19 protein-coding genes are annotated in these 14,518 nt (G+C 60.4%); 13 read left to right on the forward strand and 6 right to left on the reverse strand.

Going from position 1 to position 14,518, the window contains the following annotated elements; all coding sequences use genetic code 11:
• The first annotated feature begins 58 nt into the window (after positions 1 to 58).
• Positions 59 to 1,267, forward strand: coding sequence for an AI-2E family transporter (locus tag IEV88_RS11685; RefSeq protein WP_188158276.1), 1,209 nt, complete (start codon positions 59 to 61; stop codon positions 1,265 to 1,267).
• Positions 1,268 to 1,279: 12 nt separating this feature from the next.
• Here IEV88_RS11685 and IEV88_RS11690 read toward each other — a convergent pair whose 3' ends face one another.
• The gene (locus tag IEV88_RS11690; protein ID WP_188158275.1) at positions 1,280 to 2,215 is read right to left on the reverse strand and encodes a hydrogen peroxide-inducible genes activator; all 936 of its coding nucleotides are present in this window, start codon (positions 2,213 to 2,215) and stop codon (positions 1,280 to 1,282) included.
• A gap of 155 nt (positions 2,216 to 2,370) precedes the next feature.
• Between IEV88_RS11690 and IEV88_RS11695 the strand changes: the two genes are divergently transcribed.
• The 4 genes from IEV88_RS11695 to IEV88_RS11710 all read left to right on the forward strand — a co-directional run bounded on the left by IEV88_RS11695 (position 2,371) and on the right by IEV88_RS11710 (position 4,921).
• On the forward strand, positions 2,371 to 2,916 hold the full coding sequence (locus IEV88_RS11695) for a peroxiredoxin (protein WP_188158274.1): 546 nt from the start codon (positions 2,371 to 2,373) through the stop codon (positions 2,914 to 2,916).
• A 156-nt stretch (positions 2,917 to 3,072) separates the two neighbouring features.
• Positions 3,073 to 3,603, forward strand: coding sequence for an alkylhydroperoxidase, AhpD family (gene ahpD, locus IEV88_RS11700; protein ID WP_188158273.1), 531 nt, complete (start codon positions 3,073 to 3,075; stop codon positions 3,601 to 3,603).
• A gap of 498 nt (positions 3,604 to 4,101) precedes the next feature.
• Positions 4,102 to 4,623, forward strand: coding sequence for an RNA polymerase sigma factor (locus IEV88_RS11705; protein ID WP_188158272.1), 522 nt, complete (start codon positions 4,102 to 4,104; stop codon positions 4,621 to 4,623).
• Positions 4,624 to 4,630: 7 nt separating this feature from the next.
• On the forward strand, positions 4,631 to 4,921 hold the full coding sequence (locus tag IEV88_RS11710) for an anti-sigma factor family protein (RefSeq protein WP_188158271.1): 291 nt from the start codon (positions 4,631 to 4,633) through the stop codon (positions 4,919 to 4,921).
• A gap of 82 nt (positions 4,922 to 5,003) precedes the next feature.
• Here the strand turns inward: IEV88_RS11710 and IEV88_RS11715 are convergent, their stop codons facing one another.
• The 3 genes from IEV88_RS11715 to IEV88_RS11725 form a co-directional block, all read right to left on the reverse strand.
• Positions 5,004 to 5,756: a DUF3667 domain-containing protein gene (locus IEV88_RS11715; RefSeq protein WP_229731463.1), complete on the reverse strand. Its 753-nt coding sequence runs from the start codon at positions 5,754 to 5,756 to the stop codon at positions 5,004 to 5,006.
• A gap of 135 nt (positions 5,757 to 5,891) precedes the next feature.
• Positions 5,892 to 6,428, reverse strand: coding sequence for a Dps family protein (locus IEV88_RS11720; protein WP_188158269.1), 537 nt, complete (start codon positions 6,426 to 6,428; stop codon positions 5,892 to 5,894).
• Between the two features lie 94 nt (positions 6,429 to 6,522).
• Positions 6,523 to 6,720: a hypothetical protein gene (locus tag IEV88_RS11725; protein ID WP_188158268.1), complete on the reverse strand. Its 198-nt coding sequence runs from the start codon at positions 6,718 to 6,720 to the stop codon at positions 6,523 to 6,525.
• 144 nt (positions 6,721 to 6,864) lie between these two features.
• On the opposite strand from IEV88_RS11725, the gene ccmA reads away from it, so the two are divergent.
• From ccmA to dapF, 8 genes are all read left to right on the forward strand, one after another.
• A complete protein-coding gene (gene ccmA / locus IEV88_RS11730) occupies positions 6,865 to 7,506 on the forward strand; it encodes a heme ABC exporter ATP-binding protein CcmA (RefSeq protein ID WP_188158267.1) in 642 nt (213 codons plus the stop codon).
• Positions 7,503 to 8,156: a heme exporter protein CcmB gene (locus IEV88_RS11735; protein ID WP_188158266.1), complete on the forward strand. Its 654-nt coding sequence runs from the start codon at positions 7,503 to 7,505 to the stop codon at positions 8,154 to 8,156. The genes ccmA and IEV88_RS11735 overlap by 4 nt, the downstream gene beginning before the upstream one ends.
• A 130-nt stretch (positions 8,157 to 8,286) precedes the next feature.
• A complete protein-coding gene (locus IEV88_RS11740) occupies positions 8,287 to 8,793 on the forward strand; it encodes an invasion associated locus B family protein (protein ID WP_229731464.1) in 507 nt (168 codons plus the stop codon).
• 112 nt (positions 8,794 to 8,905) lie between these two features.
• Positions 8,906 to 9,688 carry a hypothetical protein gene (locus IEV88_RS11745; RefSeq protein ID WP_188158265.1) on the forward strand — a complete coding sequence of 261 codons (783 nt, stop codon included), beginning with the start codon at positions 8,906 to 8,908 and terminating at the stop codon, positions 9,686 to 9,688.
• Positions 9,688 to 9,951, forward strand: a complete 264-nt coding sequence (locus IEV88_RS11750; protein ID WP_188158264.1) for a hypothetical protein — start codon at positions 9,688 to 9,690, stop codon at positions 9,949 to 9,951. Before IEV88_RS11745 ends, IEV88_RS11750 begins: the two co-directional genes overlap by 1 nt.
• Positions 9,948 to 11,510, forward strand: coding sequence for a glycosyltransferase family 2 protein (locus IEV88_RS11755; RefSeq protein WP_188158263.1), 1,563 nt, complete (start codon positions 9,948 to 9,950; stop codon positions 11,508 to 11,510). Before IEV88_RS11750 ends, IEV88_RS11755 begins: the two co-directional genes overlap by 4 nt.
• On the forward strand, positions 11,507 to 12,307 hold the full coding sequence (locus tag IEV88_RS11760; RefSeq protein WP_188158262.1) for a hypothetical protein: 801 nt from the start codon (positions 11,507 to 11,509) through the stop codon (positions 12,305 to 12,307). Before IEV88_RS11755 ends, IEV88_RS11760 begins: the two co-directional genes overlap by 4 nt.
• Positions 12,308 to 12,362: 55 nt before the next feature.
• Complete coding sequence (dapF, locus tag IEV88_RS11765; RefSeq protein WP_188158261.1) at positions 12,363 to 13,223, forward strand: diaminopimelate epimerase; 861 nt, start codon at positions 12,363 to 12,365, stop codon at positions 13,221 to 13,223.
• A gap of 4 nt (positions 13,224 to 13,227) precedes the next feature.
• On the opposite strand, the gene IEV88_RS11770 is transcribed toward dapF, so the two are convergent.
• On the reverse strand, positions 13,228 to 13,773 hold the full coding sequence (locus tag IEV88_RS11770) for a DUF3833 family protein (RefSeq protein WP_188158260.1): 546 nt from the start codon (positions 13,771 to 13,773) through the stop codon (positions 13,228 to 13,230).
• A 101-nt stretch (positions 13,774 to 13,874) separates the two neighbouring features.
• Complete coding sequence (locus IEV88_RS11775) at positions 13,875 to 14,426, reverse strand: DUF3833 family protein (RefSeq protein ID WP_188158259.1); 552 nt, start codon at positions 14,424 to 14,426, stop codon at positions 13,875 to 13,877.
• Positions 14,427 to 14,518 lie beyond the last annotated feature (92 nt).

Below are 14,518 nucleotides of genomic sequence, written 5' to 3' on the forward strand. Positions count from 1 at the left end.
GCGGGACAGAACACGGCTAATCCTCACGGCGGGCGCAGGCATTCAGCGAAACGGGACCATGGACAGAAACGAAACCGACCACCTGCATATCGAGCAGCGCGGGCTCGCGCGCTTTTTCTATGCGATCAGCATAGCCATTCTGCTCGGCTTCATCCTCTACGTCGCGCGCGGTATTCTCATCCCCCTCGTCATCGCCATGTTCCTGTCTTTCATCATCGTGACGCTGAAAACCGCGATCAGGAGGATTCCGGTTCTGGGCAAGCTGCTGCCGGAATTTATCGCCTACATTCTGTCATTCGCCGTCATTGCCCTGGTGCTGATCACGCTCGGGCAGATCATCACGGCCAATGCCGGGGCGATCATCAAGGCAGGTCCCGCCTATCAGGAACGCCTGATCGCCATTCTCGACCAGATCAAGACCTTTCTCGAAAGCCTGCCCTTTTTCACCGACTGGTTCGAGAGCAATGTCGATGTCGACAGCTTGCGCGCCGAGGATGGCTCGATTACGACGGCGGAAGGCGTCTCGGCGCTGATCACGCAGTTCCAGCAGCAATTGCTCGGTTTCATCTCGGGCATCGCCAGCGAAATCGGCCAGGCGATCCGCTCGCTGGCCCAGAACCTCGTTACCATCCTGCTCTATACCAGCTTCATGCTGATCGAACGCGGTGCCTTGCTGCGCAAGGTCGGTATCGTCGCCGGAATGCAGGAAGATCAGCTCGATATCAGCCAGATCATCAATGATATCGGCGATCTCGTGCGCCAGTATATATCGATCAAGACATTGATGGGCCTGACCACCGCGACCTTCTCCTTCATCATCATGACGATCCTCGGCATCGACTTTGCCGGGTTCTGGGCACTATTGATCTTCGCCCTCGGTTATATACCGATCATCGGCGCGATCTCCGGCGTCATGCTGCCATCGATCCTGGCGCTGGTGCAGCCCGATGGCGGCGGCGTGCCCCTGTTTCTGCTGACACTCGGCCTGCTGACGGCGGCGGAACAGACCGTTTCCTCGGTGATCGAGCCGCGGCTGATGGGCCGCTCGCTGAACCTGTCGCCCCTGATCATCCTCCTGTCGCTGACGGTGTGGGGCAGCTTGTGGGGTTTTGCCGGCATGCTGCTCTGCGTCCCGATCACGGTCTCCCTGATGATCGTCTGCACGCAGTTCCAGGACACAAGACCCGTCGCCGTGCTGTTGTCCGACAATGGCGAGATTTCACCGATCAAGCGGCTGGCGCGGAAAGAACAGGCCGAAGGGAATTAAGCAGGGATGTGGTCAGGCAATTGCCGCGTCGCTGCGCACTGGCTTCTTCAATGCCGCTTTCAGCACGCCGGCGATCGCCTCGGCTTCCTGCTCGAAGCCGGAACCGCGCCGCCAGGCAAGGCCGATCTGGCGGGCCGGCACTTCATCCGCCTTTCCGGCGAAGGGGATCGCGATCAGGTTCGATGCCTTTGCCAGCCCCTGACGGATCGCCATTTCCGGCAATAGCGTCGCGCCAAGGCCTGACCGGGTCATCTGCGTCAACGTAAACAGGCTGGTCGCGCCAAAGGTGTTTGCGGTTTCGCGCATCTGCAACTGGCACGCCGACAGGGCATGATCGCGCAGGCAGTGGCCGTCCTCGAGCAGCAGCAGGTCTTCCCCGGCAAGGTCGTCAACGCCGATCCGCTTGCGCCCCGCGAGGCGGTGCGAAGGCGCGCACACGAACCAGAACGGGTCCTCCGCAATATCCATCGTGTCGAGCCCGTCGGCCTCGTAGGGAAAGGCGATGAGGGCGACATCGATCAGCCCGGCCCGCAGCCGCTCGATCAGGCTCGCGGTCAGATCCTCGCGCAGATACAGAGACAGCGCCGGATAGCCCTTTTCGAACAGGGGCATCGCGTCGGGCAGGATGAACGGCCCGATCGTCGGGATCACGCCAAGCTTCATCACCCCGGTCAGCGGCTCCGGCCGGCTGGCCGATCGGACCATGTCTTCCGCAAGAGCGATCAGCTCCTCTGCCTGGCGCAGGAGCATTTCCCCGACGGGCGTCAGCGAGAAGGACCGGCTGGTGCGATCGACCAGGGTCGCATCGAGCACCGTCTCCAGTTCCTTGATCGCCGACGACAGGGTCGACTGGGACACGAGACAGTCTTCGGCGGCGCGGGAAAACGATTCCCGGCGCGCAAGGGCGACAAAAAACTGCAATTGGCGGAGCGTTGGCAATGCTTTCATGATGACCTGCACACTATCAAGTTAATCGATATGATCAAGATGTATAATCTATTTGATTAAACATGCTGCGCTGCGCCATATAGGGCCTGACAGCGGGGGACCTCGTTGTTTCAAACAGAAATTTCAAGTTCACACCAACCTGCAAGGAGATTTCAATGCTAGGTGTTGGCGATAAACTGCCTGAGTTCAAAGTCATTGGCGTAAAGCCGGGCTTCAACGATATCGAGGAAAACGGTGAGTCCGCATTCGAGGACCTCACCCAGGATTCCTTCGAGGGCAAATGGAAAGTCATCTATTTCTACCCGAAGGATTTCACGTTCGTCTGCCCGACCGAGATTGCCGAGTTCGGCAAACTGGCCAGCGAGTTCGCTGACCGCGATGCCATCGTCATGGGCGGCTCGACCGATAACGAGTTCGTCAAACTCGCATGGCGCCGCGATCACGCCGACCTCAACAAGCACCCGGCCTGGCAATTTGCCGACACGACCGGTGCCCTTGTCGACGGTCTCGGGATCCGCTCGAATGAAGGCGTTGCCCTGCGCGCGACCTTCGTCGTCGACCCGCATAACGTCATCCAGCACGTTTACGTGAATAATTTGAACGTTGGCCGGAACCCGCAGGATACGCTCCGTGTTATCGACGCACTTCAGACAGATGAGCTCTGTCCCTGCAACCGCCCTGTTGGCGGGGACACACTGTAGCGCTGATGAAGTTTTGGTTGCCGTTCCTGCCCTTTCTGGCAACCAAGTATAGGAAGTACCGGCTCGCCCCTCTCCCCTGCCCAAATGGCGAGCCGGTACTTTCCACTCTCTTCCTCACCGCTCACGCAATCCCTTTTCACACAGGAGACCTGCTCGATGTCTATTGAAGCCCTGCGCGGCCGAATTCCCGACTACGCCAAGGATATCCGCCTCAATCTCGGCAGCCTGGCGAACGAAACCATTCTCAACGATCAACAGAAATATGGCTGCTTCTTCGCGTCCGCCCTGGCCACTGGCAATGGTCACGTGATCCGCGCGATCAACGAAGAAATTGCAGACAAGATGTCGCCGGAAGCGATCGAGGCGGCGAAATCCGCCGCGGCGATCATGGGCATGAACAATGTCTATTACCGCTTCCTGCATCTGACCAAGGACCCGACCTACAAGACACTGCCGGCGAAGCTGCGGATGAACGTCCTCGGCAATCCGGGTGTCGACAAGGCCGATTTTGAGCTCTGGTCGCTCGCCGTATCGGCCATTAATGGCTGCGGCATGTGCATTGACGCCCATGAGGCCGTCGTGCGCAAGGCCGGCATGTCCACCGAGATGGTCCAGACTGCCGCCCGCATCGCCTCCGTGGTTGCGGCAGCCGCCGCAGTGATCGACGGTGAAGACGCGCTAAGCTGATCAGGAGCCGGTTTCCCTCTCCCCCGAGGCTCGAGGCGCGTACCGCCTTGAGCATCCCGAAGGCCCTGCCCTCACCCGGCAGGGCCTTTTTCTTTGAGCGGCGCGTCGCCAGAGCCCGAAAAATTGGCGCTGCAAGCGAATTTTTCGAAAAAAATTCTGTCCCGTTTCGTGGCCGGTGAAAGGCTGGAAGCGGCGAATCCGCGATTCCGTGACGGCCTGACCCGCGGCCGGTTCCATGAACGATCCTTTAACCCAGGTTAGTTGCCCGGAAATTTTCACCGGTTTTTCAGCGTGTTAACGGAACTCGAAAATGACCAAAAACAACTCCACTCACTCATGATGAGTGACCCCCTCATCATGAGTGGCCCGAGGGCCCTGACAGTCCTCGTCACGCCCCTCATAATGAGGCACCCACTCATGCTAAGTATATGTTTTTGTTTGCATTTTTTCTGAGCCCGCGTAATTTCGTCATCAGCAACGAACACAGGAGAGTTGATTGTGACGACCATTACTTCAGCAGAGCTTCAGGAATGTCTGCCGGCGCTGAATCGGTTCGCGCTTAAACTGACCCGCAACGCCGACCGCGCCGACGACCTGGTACAGGATTGTGTAGAGCGCGCCCTGAACAAAGCCCATCTGTTCGATGGCCAGAACCTGCGCTCATGGATGTTCACCATCTGCCGCCGCGTCTTTCTCAACCAGATCCGCAAGGAAAAGAGCCGCGGTACGCAAGTCGATATCGAAAATACCCCCGAGTCCAAATTTTCCGCCAAAGCCCTTCAGGAGGACAAAATGCACTTTCAGGACGTAGTCGAGAACTTTTCCAAGCTTCCGCTGAACGACAAGGTGATCCTGTCGCTGGTCGTCATCGAGGGCCTGAAATATGACGAAGCCGCCGCCGTTCTTGAGATTCCGGTCGGTACTGTTCGCTCCCGCCTGTCCCGCGCCCGCGCCAAACTGGTCGAGCTGATGGATGACGAAGGTGTCGCAGAAGGAACTTCCCTGGCCGCTGTCGTGTAAGGGGGGTATGACACAGCCGCATTACCTCATACGCGAACAAGACTTACACGCTTACCTCGACGGTGAACTGTCCAAACCGAGACGGCGCGCCGTCGAGCGCTTTCTGGCGGATCGGCACCTGACCCTCGAACGGGCCGTTGAGCTGTTTCGCACCAATCTTGGCCTCCATCGCTATCGAGAGAAATTCTACGAGGACAGGGAATTGAAGTCGGAAGTGGAGCGACTGTTGAAAAAGCATCGGTCTGCCGACAACGAGCCGCCGCATTTCGAGAATGTGATGATGCACAATCGCGGCTGATCGAGTTCATCGAATACTGCCCCACCCATATTTTTGCGATTGAGCCGCCTGCAGCAATGCAGGCGGCTTTTCTGATGGACCACTACCACGCAGGTATCCATGCGAAGATGCCGACGACAGCGAGGAAGGAAAGAACCATCAGGGCAAGATGGGACAGGGCGAGCAGTGGCCACGACAGCAGGGTATGCACAAATCCTGCCCGGTAGAAGGCCTTCAGGGCAAAGAAGAGGTATGGGCCGAGTACTACAAACAGCGCACTCAACGTCAGATATCCGAGTGTTTCAGTGGGTAGAACAGGAGAGGCCGCGAAGAGCCCGATCAACACGAAATTGAAAGCGGCGTGATAGTAAAATGTAAAGCCGAGATGGGCGAGGAACAGCAGGTGACGGCGCCGGTACAGCAGCCCTAGCAGCAGCGCCAGCGGCGGCAGGGTGAGCAATTGGGCGAGCACCAGGGCCAAGGCATGCTCGCGGGCGACGAAGCTGAGATCGGCGGCAAGGCCGGACTGTGCTGTCGGCTCGCCATAGTCGGGCAGGACCAGGGTCACGACGAGAAACAGGACGAGGCTGACGCTCAACGCCATTCGGAAAGGCGGAACGTGGCCGACCCGCTCCCCACCGACATAACGCGCCGGTAACCGGCCCGGCTGGCACAGCACTTTGAGGCTTTTCAGGATCCGGGAGTCGAACGAGAGGATATCCGCGACGGCGTCGATCAAAGCCTGGCGCACCGGCTTGATGGGTGATGTGCAATCCTGCCCGCATCGGCTGCAATAACGGCCATGCAACAGGGATTGGCAATTCTCGCAATGCCGCTTCGCGTCCATGTTTTTCATCATCCACCTGCCAGGGTTTAACACCCCCGACTTTAGATGAAATCCGGGAAGGATCGCTATTCAATTTCATAAACAAAAGCCCTGCACTGGTCATGCAGGGCTTTATCAGTCTCGGCGGCGAAGCTGGACCCGGAATCAGTCGTCCGCGTGCAGAAGACCGTCCTTGTTTTCAACAATGAGGGAATTCAGCATCCAGGCGGCTTCCTCGTGGAAACCGATACGTGCTGTTAGGAGATCGGCCGTGTAGACGTCTTCGGCTTCTTCGGCGGCTTCGGCGATTTTGCGCATCTGGGCCGAAATCTTGTGGTGGTCGCTGGCCAGCTCATGGACCATGTGAGCGGCGTCGGGGATGGACGACACGCCTTCAACAACGCTGTCCTTGGAATATTTTTCGAACCCGACCGGCGTCAGGAAACCCAGCGCACGAATGCGTTCGGCGATTTCGTCGATGGCGTCGGCGAGATTGGTATATTGCTCGTCGGTCAGCTTGTGGATCGAATAGAACAGGGGACCCGTTACGTTCCAGTGATAGGCGTGGGTCTTGTGATAGAGCACATAGCTGCTGGCGAGGGCATGACCGAGTTTCTTGGCCAGGATCTTGCGCTGATCGCGGTCTATACCGGAGTCTACCGGCAGCTCTTCACTTCTTGCGTCAAATGCGGCGTTTGCCATGATGATACCTCTTCATTGCGTTTGCGTCATGCGCATTGCGGCCTGTTCGCTGGAACAGCGCCATGCGCCCGATCGTGTTAAGGGGGTCAGCGCGTCAGGTTATGAAGCTGGATGAAATCGCTGTTGCGGCAGATCCTGTGGGCTGCTGAGCTGTATCTGTGTCGCCACCTGTATTAAAGAACAGGAAAGCGCCCAGTACCAGCACAGCGAGGATCGTCGAAATCAGCAGTACCCAGCGCATCTCGTTGCGGGTTTCGCCCTGGCGTCCCTCTTCTTTTGATACTTCGACCATTGTTCAGTCCTTTCAGATTTCCTGCACTGTCATAACACACTGGAAGCCCGCGGGTTCCACTCATCCGGGCTGCCGGCACTTGGTTAAGAGCCTGCCACACAGCGTCTCTTGTGGCGCCCTTACAGCGCGTTCTATAGAAGACCTATGTCATTGAACCATACCGTCACCCTCTCTCTCGATAATGTGAGCGTCGCGCGCGGCGGCATGGATGTTGTCGCAGGGGTCAGTGTTGGCCTCGAGCCCGGTGATGCACTGATGCTGACAGGGCCGAACGGGTCCGGCAAGACCAGCCTGTTGCGCGCGATTGCAGGCTTTGCCCGCTTTTCTGGCACCATTGCCTTTGGCGACGGCGCCGGACCGCGCGACCGGCAGGACGCGATCGCTGCCCATATCCATTATCTGGGGCACGAGACGGGCTTGAACCGGCGCGCTGATGGGTTGACGAGCCTCTTCTTCTGGCGCGATCTCCTCAACCCCGGCGAAAGCGACGCAGGGCTGACCCCTGATACAGCACTGCAGGCTGTCGGGCTGCTGAATGGCCCCGTATGGAAGATGTCGGCGGGCCAGCAACAGCGCCTTGCCATCGCCCGGCTGCTGGTCGCACCACGGGCGATCTGGCTCCTCGATGAACCGGTTACCGCGCTCGATGCCGCCGGGCGCGACATGCTGGTTGGCCTGTGCGTGAACCACCGCGCAGGGGGCGGCATGATCATCTCCTCTTCACACGGACTGTTCCCGATCGAGAACGTCATCGCGCTGTCGCTCCAACAGGCGGATGCCGCATGAACAAGATGCGCGCCTTGATACAGGACGAGTTGCGCCTGCGTGCCGGCGGGCCTTCGCCTTATGTCGCTTTCGGCTTTTTCGTGCTGGCCGGCGTCCTCGCGCCCTTCTCACTCGGCCCGGACCCGGAATTGCTGGCCCGGATCGCGCCCGGCTATGTCTGGCTGATCGCGGCGATATCGGTGCTGGTCGGGCTCGAGGGGTTGTTCCAGGAGGACATCGCCTCGGGCCGCATGGCGGTGCTGCGCCTGTCCGGCCTGCCGAGCTGGGCGATCGCGCTGTCGACCATGAGCGTCTACTGGCTGGTTGTCTGCCTGCCGGTCGTGATCGCGAGCCTGCCCGTGTCCTATCTTCTTTCCGGCACAGGCGATGCTGCCCTGGCCATTGCTGTTTCGCTCCTGATCGGCACCCCGGCCCTCGCTATGCTGGGTGCGACGCTCGCCGCCATTGCCGGGGTTGTGAAACGCGGTACCGGCCTCGTCATCTTTCTCGCCCTGCCGTTCTTTGCACCGGCGCTGATCTTTGGCACGCGTCTCGCCGGCGCCGCAGAGGACGCACTGTCCGCCGGTCTTTTTCTTGCCGCTTTCAGCCTTCAGGCTGTGGCCCTGTGCCCGCTTCTGGCTGGCCTCGCCATACGTCAGAACATGGAATAGCTTTAAATGGACAAGGCGCACATGACATGGTCCACTTACTGGGTCATTTTTGCGCGGGATTGATGTAGAACAGGGTTGCGCTACCACTCTTGCAAGTGATTGCCGGGAAAGACACTACGGGAAGGACTACATGAAGAAGACTGGCCTGATTTTTCTGTTTTCGCTTATCTCAAGCCTTATCGCCCTGCCCGCAATGGCCGCGCCCCAGACGATCGCCAATTACCGTGACTGGGTCGTATACAGGCAGGATCTGAACGGCGACACGGTCTGCTATGTCGTGACCGAGCCGACGGAAAAACTGCCGAGCGCGGTCAACCACGGCAACGTCTTCTTCCTCGTCTCGACCTGGAAATCCGGTGTCGCGAAAAACCAGCCGAGCCTGATGACCGGCTATGCCCTGCGCGACGCGCCGGAACCGACCATCCGGATCGGCTCTGACAAATGGGATATGTTCATTTCCGAAACCGAAGGCTTCATCGACGACACGAGCGACGAAGAACGTCTCATCGCCGCCATGCGGCGTGGCTCGGACATGCGTATTTCTGCCGTATCCGAGCGCGGGACGGCAACCAACTATACGTTCTCGCTGATCGGCGTTTCCGATGCGCTGGAACGCGCCTCGCGCGAATGCCGCTGACCGGCTAGCTGATTCGAGGTTGCATTTCCAGCTTTATCTACCTAAGGTAGATACATTGCTGATTGCCCGCACCGTTGCGTGACCATAACCGTGGGTTGCAAGGGGGACGGGAGTGAGCTGGGGGGCTTGTTTCAGACAATTCGGACTGGTCACGCTTGCCGCAATGCTGGCAGCGTATCCGTGCCTTGCCTCTGCCTCGGCCTGGACCCGGCCGTCGGGCGAAGTCCTTCTCATCAATCGCGGCGAGTATTTCAGGGGAAACCACCGCGCCTCCCACTACGAGCAGATTGCTACCAGCCTCTATCTGGAGGCTGGCCTGAGCGACGTTCTGATGCTGGGCGGGACGCTGTTCTATGCCGACCAGGTCAATGACGGTGAATTCGCTGGCGCCTCCTCCGGCATCGCCACCGCCGAAGCCTTCCTTCAGGCGCGGTTTCACCGGACCGGGACGTCGGTTGTCTCGGGCAGCCTTCTCTACAGTGCCGAAACCAATATCAGCCGGGTGCTGGCAGCGGGCACAGGCGAACTGGTCGAGCAGGATGCGGGACTGGAGGCGGCGCTCCATTATGGCCGCGATATCGGGCCCGTGTTTGTGTCGGCGAAGGCGGGATACCGGACCTCGCTGGGGCTCGATCCGGAACGGCTGAACACCGAACTGGTGATCGGCTGGAAACCGGACGAGCACTGGATGCTCATGGTTAAATCGCTCAACACGACCAGCCTGACCGATGGCAACCGACCTCTTTCCGATTACGACATCTATCGCCTCGAGCCTGTGATCGCCTGGACGCCGAAGGGTCAAACGACCTATGAAATCGGCGTGCGGTCTGATGTCGAAGGCCGGAATACGGCGACCGGCACCGCCGCCTTTTTCGGCATATGGAGCAGGTTCTGATGCGCCATAGCCTTCACCTTGTCGCAACAGGTCTTTTCTGCCTGCTGGTCTTGTCCTCGCTGACAAGTCCGCCGGCGACGACACGCCCGAATGCCAGTTTCGAGGCCAGCCTTGGCTTGGCGATTCAGTGGCTGGACCCTGGTGACGCGATCTCGGGCGTGCGCCTGCCGTCGCTCCTGATCCTGGCCATGCTGGTCGCCATGCCCGTGGCATACTGGACAGTGGCCCGTATCCGGTTTTGGCGGAGACGGCACGGACGATGAGTTCTCTCGAGGACCGCACCGCGCAGGCCGCCGGTTTGCAGGCCCGCCTTGCCCGCGCCACCCACGCGGACACGGCAGCCATCAGGCGTGACAATGCCGGGTTTCTGGACTGGGCGGCACGTGAAAAGCTGCGCAGTGAAATGCCGATGCTGAGCGCCAGCCACCGCCTGTCGCGCCAACAGAAGACCATGGCCCTTGTCCTGGCAGCGGTCTTCATCGCGTCCGTCGCCTTGGTCCCGATCAGCACGCTGACCGTGATAAACGGCCTGTTCGTCCTTTATTGCTGCGCCGGTCTCGCGCTGCGCGGCTGGATGCTGGCGTCCAATCTGAAACCACCGCCAAGGAAGCCCGCACGGGCTGCGCCGGAAAACTGGCCGGTCGTGACCATTCTTATTCCCCTCTACAGGGAAGCCGCCACATTGCCCCATCTGGTCAAGGCGCTGCTCGGCCTCGACTATCCGCCCGACAGGCTTGACATCAAGATCCTGCTCGAAGAGGACGATCCAGAGACCAAGGCGCTGGCTGAAAAGCTGTGCAACGCTCCCTGTTTCGACCTCGTCCATGTGCCCGATAACCTGCCGAGGACAAAACCGAAGGCCTGCAATTACGGGCTATGGACCGCGCTTGGCGAGTTCACCGTCATTTATGACGCCGAGGACCGTCCCGAATCCGATCAGCTGAAAAAGGCTGTCATGGCGTTTCGCGCTGGCGATGATCGCCTTGCCTGCGTCCAGGCGCGGCTGAACTATTATAATCGCCGCAAGAACTGGCTGACACAGCTCTTCTCCATGGAGTATGCGCTGCTGTTCGATATCGTGCTGCCTTCCCTTGCCCGCATCGGTGCGCCGATCCCGCTGGGGGGTACGTCGAATTTTTTCCGTACACGCACGCTGCAGGATATCGGCGGCTGGGATGGCTATAATGTGACCGAGGACGCCGATCTCGGCCTGCGCCTCGCTGCGGCGGGCTATCATGTCGGCATCATCAACTCGACGACTTTCGAAGAAGCGGTCAGCGCGCCCGGCGCATGGGTCCGGCAACGCTCGCGCTGGCTGAAAGGATATTTCCAGACATGGCTGGTCCACACACGGACGAACCCTCACTTTACCAAGCCACCGCTTTTCTCGAAAGCGGGGCTGACCCGGTTCGTGACGCTTCATCTCGTCATGGGCGGGGTCCTGATCTCTGCCGTCGTCAATCCGGTGTTCTGGGTTCTCTACGCTGTGTGGCTGTCCGGTCACGGCGACTGGCTCGCTGCGATCTATCCACCGCCGCTGCTTGAATTGTCAGTCTTCACCCTTCTCGGCGGCAATGCATTCATGGCCTATCTGACGCTGATCGCCCCGTTGCGGCGGCGCTGGTTCGACCATTGCGCCTGTGTCGTCCTGTTGCCTGTCTATTGGCTGATGCTGTCTGCCGCCGGTTACAAGGCGGTCTGGCAGCTGATCATCAAGCCCTTCTATTGGGAAAAGACCACCCATGGGACAGGCGGGGAAATGTCCGGAACACACGAGCCGACGAGCGGCGCGTGCGCCATGCCGGTGACGGAGAAATCATGACGGCCCGGTTCGGACAGCGCGCCGCATGGCACCAGTGGGCGGTACAGGCCGTCGTGGCGCTCCTTCTGCTGACCAATCCGCTGATCATCGCGCTCTTCGCTGATTCGCAAGCGCTGCTTCTGGCTGCCGGGCTGGCGCTGGTGTTCATGGCGACGGGGCTCTTGCCGCGTACCGGCCTGCAGCAGGCAAGCGTGCTCTCCGGTGCCAGCCTCGCGGCGCTCTATCTGTCGAGCGTCTACAGCATTCTCTTCATGCCCTTCCTCATATCGGGACTGGTGATCATCATGCCGCGCAGGCATCTGCACCGGCACACATTCGGCTTTCTTGTCGTCCTGCTGATGCCGGTCATTCTCGCCGTATTGTCTGCCGCCTATCTCGATTTTCTCGGGGCGCTCGACCGGACGGATGCGATCTTTCATGCCCGCGACTGGTTTGCCGCGCGGCAGCCCCTGCCGGGCGCCGACCTCTGGCTCTCGCGCTATGGCGGACATTTCCAGACGGCGGCGGCGGGCGCGATCGTGTGGACGGTGTTTATTGCGCCTTTGCCGGTCGTCCGATTGGTCACGGCGTGGGGTCAGGCAAGCGCCAGGCATGCGGGCTTTGTCATCATCAGCCTGATCCTCGCGCCCGCCATCGCGGCGAACTTTTCCTTGCCGGTGTCGCCCCTCGTCTTCTTCGGCGCGATGCTGGCGGCGAATATTCCGTTTATCCCGGTCGTACCGGCGCGCATGGCCCTGACCGGGCTTGGCCTTGCCTTGGCCGGCGGGCAATGCACCGTCTGGCTCTACGCGTCGTGAACCGCATCCTCGATTGCCAGTTGGCGCCATCGGGTTTTTGTGGCATCGCAAGGCCATGGATACGCCCTCTCCTCTTGGCGACCTTGCCGGTCTCGCCTTCCGCAAGATGAACGGCCTCGGCAATGATTTCGTCATCATCGACCTGCGCGCCCACAGGGGCATGAAGGTGACGGAGGAGGCTGCCCGCTATCTCGGCGACCGTGCTGGCCCCTATGGCTGCGACCAGATCATCACGATCGAGGAGCGCGCAGGCGAACCCTTCATGGGTATCTGGAATGCCGATGGCAGCGCGGTCGGTGCCTGTGGCAATGCCACCCGCTGCGTCGGGCAGATCCTGATGGATGAAAGCGGCGAGGACGCCGTCGCCTTCATGACGCCGTCCGGACCGATCAGTGCCGAGCGGGTCGGCACCAACCGCGTCGTTGTCGACATGGGCGAACCGCGCCTGAAGTGGGAAGAAATTCCGCTCGCAGAAGAGACGCAGGACACGCGCTTTGTCGATATCAAGCTGGGGCCGATCGACAAGCCGGTGCTGTGGGGACCGTCAGCCGTCAATATGGGCAATCCGCATTGTATCTTCTTCGTCGAGGATGCCGATGCCCAGGCGCTCGACCGCTTCGGGCCAATGATCGAGAACCATCCGATGTTTCCCGAACGGGCCAATGTTTCCGTGGCCCAGGTCAAATCGAAATACGAGATCCGCCTGCGGGTATGGGAACGTGGCGCCGGCATTACGCAGGCCTGCGGCACCGCCGCCTGTGCCGCCCTCGTCGCCGCTCACCGCCGCCGTCTGACGGCACGCAAGGCAAGCGTCGTTCTCGATGGCGGCACGCTCGCTATCGAGTGGCGCGAGAGCGACAACCACGTGATGATGGCCGGCCCTGTCGCCTTCGAATACGACGGCATACTCGAGTAGCGGATTACTCCGTAACCGGCGTGATGGTCAGGTCGACCTTGCCGACCCGGAAGCCCCATTTGCCGACCGTCGCCTCGTTGATGATGACACCATCAGATTGCCTGACCAGCACATCACGGAATTTCACCGTCATTCCTTTGCCGCCATCCTCGCTCGGCAGGACGACCGTATACTCCAGCCGGAAGGCGTCGCCATCCATAAAACCGCGGGCCGTGCCGACCACATCTTCGCGCGTGCCGGAATACTCGCCATTCTCAAGCTTCGTCAGACGCCATATCTTCTTGTCGATCTCGCCGTCATCATATTCGAAATCCTCGACCAGTGTCAGCGTGTCGCCATCCCATGAGCCGTCCAGATAGGCCGTGAAGGAGCGGTTGGTGCCGTTGATGGCGGAGAAGGACCCTTCCCCCACCGTCTTGCCCGCGAGATCGCGCTCGACCACGAATGGCTGGATCGCGGCCTTATCCAACGGCACGGCCGGGCGGCCAGCACAGGCGGTCGTCGCTACTGTTGCCAAGGCCATTGCTGCAAGGATGCGAAAAGCGGACATGGTTTCCCCCCATCAGGATTGCTGACAAAAGAGATAGGGCGGCAGCACGGCGCGCACAGCGCCTGCGGTGAGATGTGACTCCGCGCCCCGAATTCCGAACGCTAGTCCGCCGATGCAGTGTCGTCGACCGGCACGATGGTCATGACTGCCTTGCCGATCCCGATGCCGTACTTGCCGACGGAGACGACATTCACGATGACGCCGTCCCGGCGCTTGACGATGACATGCTCGAACGAGGCCGTCATGCCCTCTCCCTCCTCGCTGCCCTGCAGGTGGCCAGTATAGGACAGGCGGAACGCCGGTCCGTCCTGCCAGCCCCGCGCCTCGCCGATGACATTCTCGCGCGACCCGAGCCATGTGCCGTCGGTGAGTTTCGTCAGGTGCCAGGTCTGGCGCTCCTCACGCCCGTCTTCATAGGTGAAGTCCTCCACATAGATCAGGGTGTCATCCTTCATCCGTCCGCTCATGCGCGCGGAAAACTCCGTGTCGGTCCCGTTGACCGCCGTGAAGCGGGCATTGGCAATGAAGGCGCCTTGCAGGTCCCGGGCGATATCGATCGGCGCGGTGTCGCCGCTGTCGAGCGGGTTTGCCGGCGGCTGTTCGCACGCAGCGGTCATCGCGAGGATGAGCAGGAGGGTCACGCGGTGCTTCATGGCATCTCCAGTTCTGTCTGTGTTATCGACATAGGCCTCGGCGACGGGCTGAACAGCCGGAGGGGTCTCAGGCCGGCCCCACGCTTGCAACG

This window comes from Aquisalinus flavus (assembly GCF_014640095.1).
Classification (GTDB): domain Bacteria; phylum Pseudomonadota; class Alphaproteobacteria; order Caulobacterales; family Parvularculaceae; genus Aquisalinus; species Aquisalinus flavus.

Excerpts from the sequence above, each read along its gene's own strand:
- IEV88_RS11685 (WP_188158276.1), top strand. The coding sequence starts at position 59 with ATGGACAGAAACGAAACCGACCACCTGCATATCGAGCAGCGCGGGCTC.
- IEV88_RS11690 (WP_188158275.1), bottom strand. The coding sequence starts at position 2,215 with ATGAAAGCATTGCCAACGCTCCGCCAATTGCAGTTTTTTGTCGCCCTT.
- IEV88_RS11695 (WP_188158274.1), top strand. The coding sequence starts at position 2,371 with ATGCTAGGTGTTGGCGATAAACTGCCTGAGTTCAAAGTCATTGGCGTA.
- ahpD (WP_188158273.1), top strand. The coding sequence starts at position 3,073 with ATGTCTATTGAAGCCCTGCGCGGCCGAATTCCCGACTACGCCAAGGAT.
- IEV88_RS11710 (WP_188158271.1), top strand. The coding sequence starts at position 4,631 with ATGACACAGCCGCATTACCTCATACGCGAACAAGACTTACACGCTTAC.
- IEV88_RS11715 (WP_229731463.1), bottom strand. The coding sequence starts at position 5,756 with ATGAAAAACATGGACGCGAAGCGGCATTGCGAGAATTGCCAATCCCTG.
- IEV88_RS11720 (WP_188158269.1), bottom strand. The coding sequence starts at position 6,428 with ATGGCAAACGCCGCATTTGACGCAAGAAGTGAAGAGCTGCCGGTAGAC.
- IEV88_RS11725 (WP_188158268.1), bottom strand. The coding sequence starts at position 6,720 with ATGGTCGAAGTATCAAAAGAAGAGGGACGCCAGGGCGAAACCCGCAAC.
- ccmA (WP_188158267.1), top strand. The coding sequence starts at position 6,865 with ATGTCATTGAACCATACCGTCACCCTCTCTCTCGATAATGTGAGCGTC.
- IEV88_RS11735 (WP_188158266.1), top strand. The coding sequence starts at position 7,503 with ATGAACAAGATGCGCGCCTTGATACAGGACGAGTTGCGCCTGCGTGCC.
- IEV88_RS11740 (WP_229731464.1), top strand. The coding sequence starts at position 8,287 with ATGAAGAAGACTGGCCTGATTTTTCTGTTTTCGCTTATCTCAAGCCTT.
- IEV88_RS11750 (WP_188158264.1), top strand. The coding sequence starts at position 9,688 with ATGCGCCATAGCCTTCACCTTGTCGCAACAGGTCTTTTCTGCCTGCTG.
- IEV88_RS11755 (WP_188158263.1), top strand. The coding sequence starts at position 9,948 with ATGAGTTCTCTCGAGGACCGCACCGCGCAGGCCGCCGGTTTGCAGGCC.
- IEV88_RS11760 (WP_188158262.1), top strand. The coding sequence starts at position 11,507 with ATGACGGCCCGGTTCGGACAGCGCGCCGCATGGCACCAGTGGGCGGTA.
- dapF (WP_188158261.1), top strand. The coding sequence starts at position 12,363 with ATGGATACGCCCTCTCCTCTTGGCGACCTTGCCGGTCTCGCCTTCCGC.
- IEV88_RS11770 (WP_188158260.1), bottom strand. The coding sequence starts at position 13,773 with ATGTCCGCTTTTCGCATCCTTGCAGCAATGGCCTTGGCAACAGTAGCG.
- IEV88_RS11775 (WP_188158259.1), bottom strand. The coding sequence starts at position 14,426 with ATGAAGCACCGCGTGACCCTCCTGCTCATCCTCGCGATGACCGCTGCG.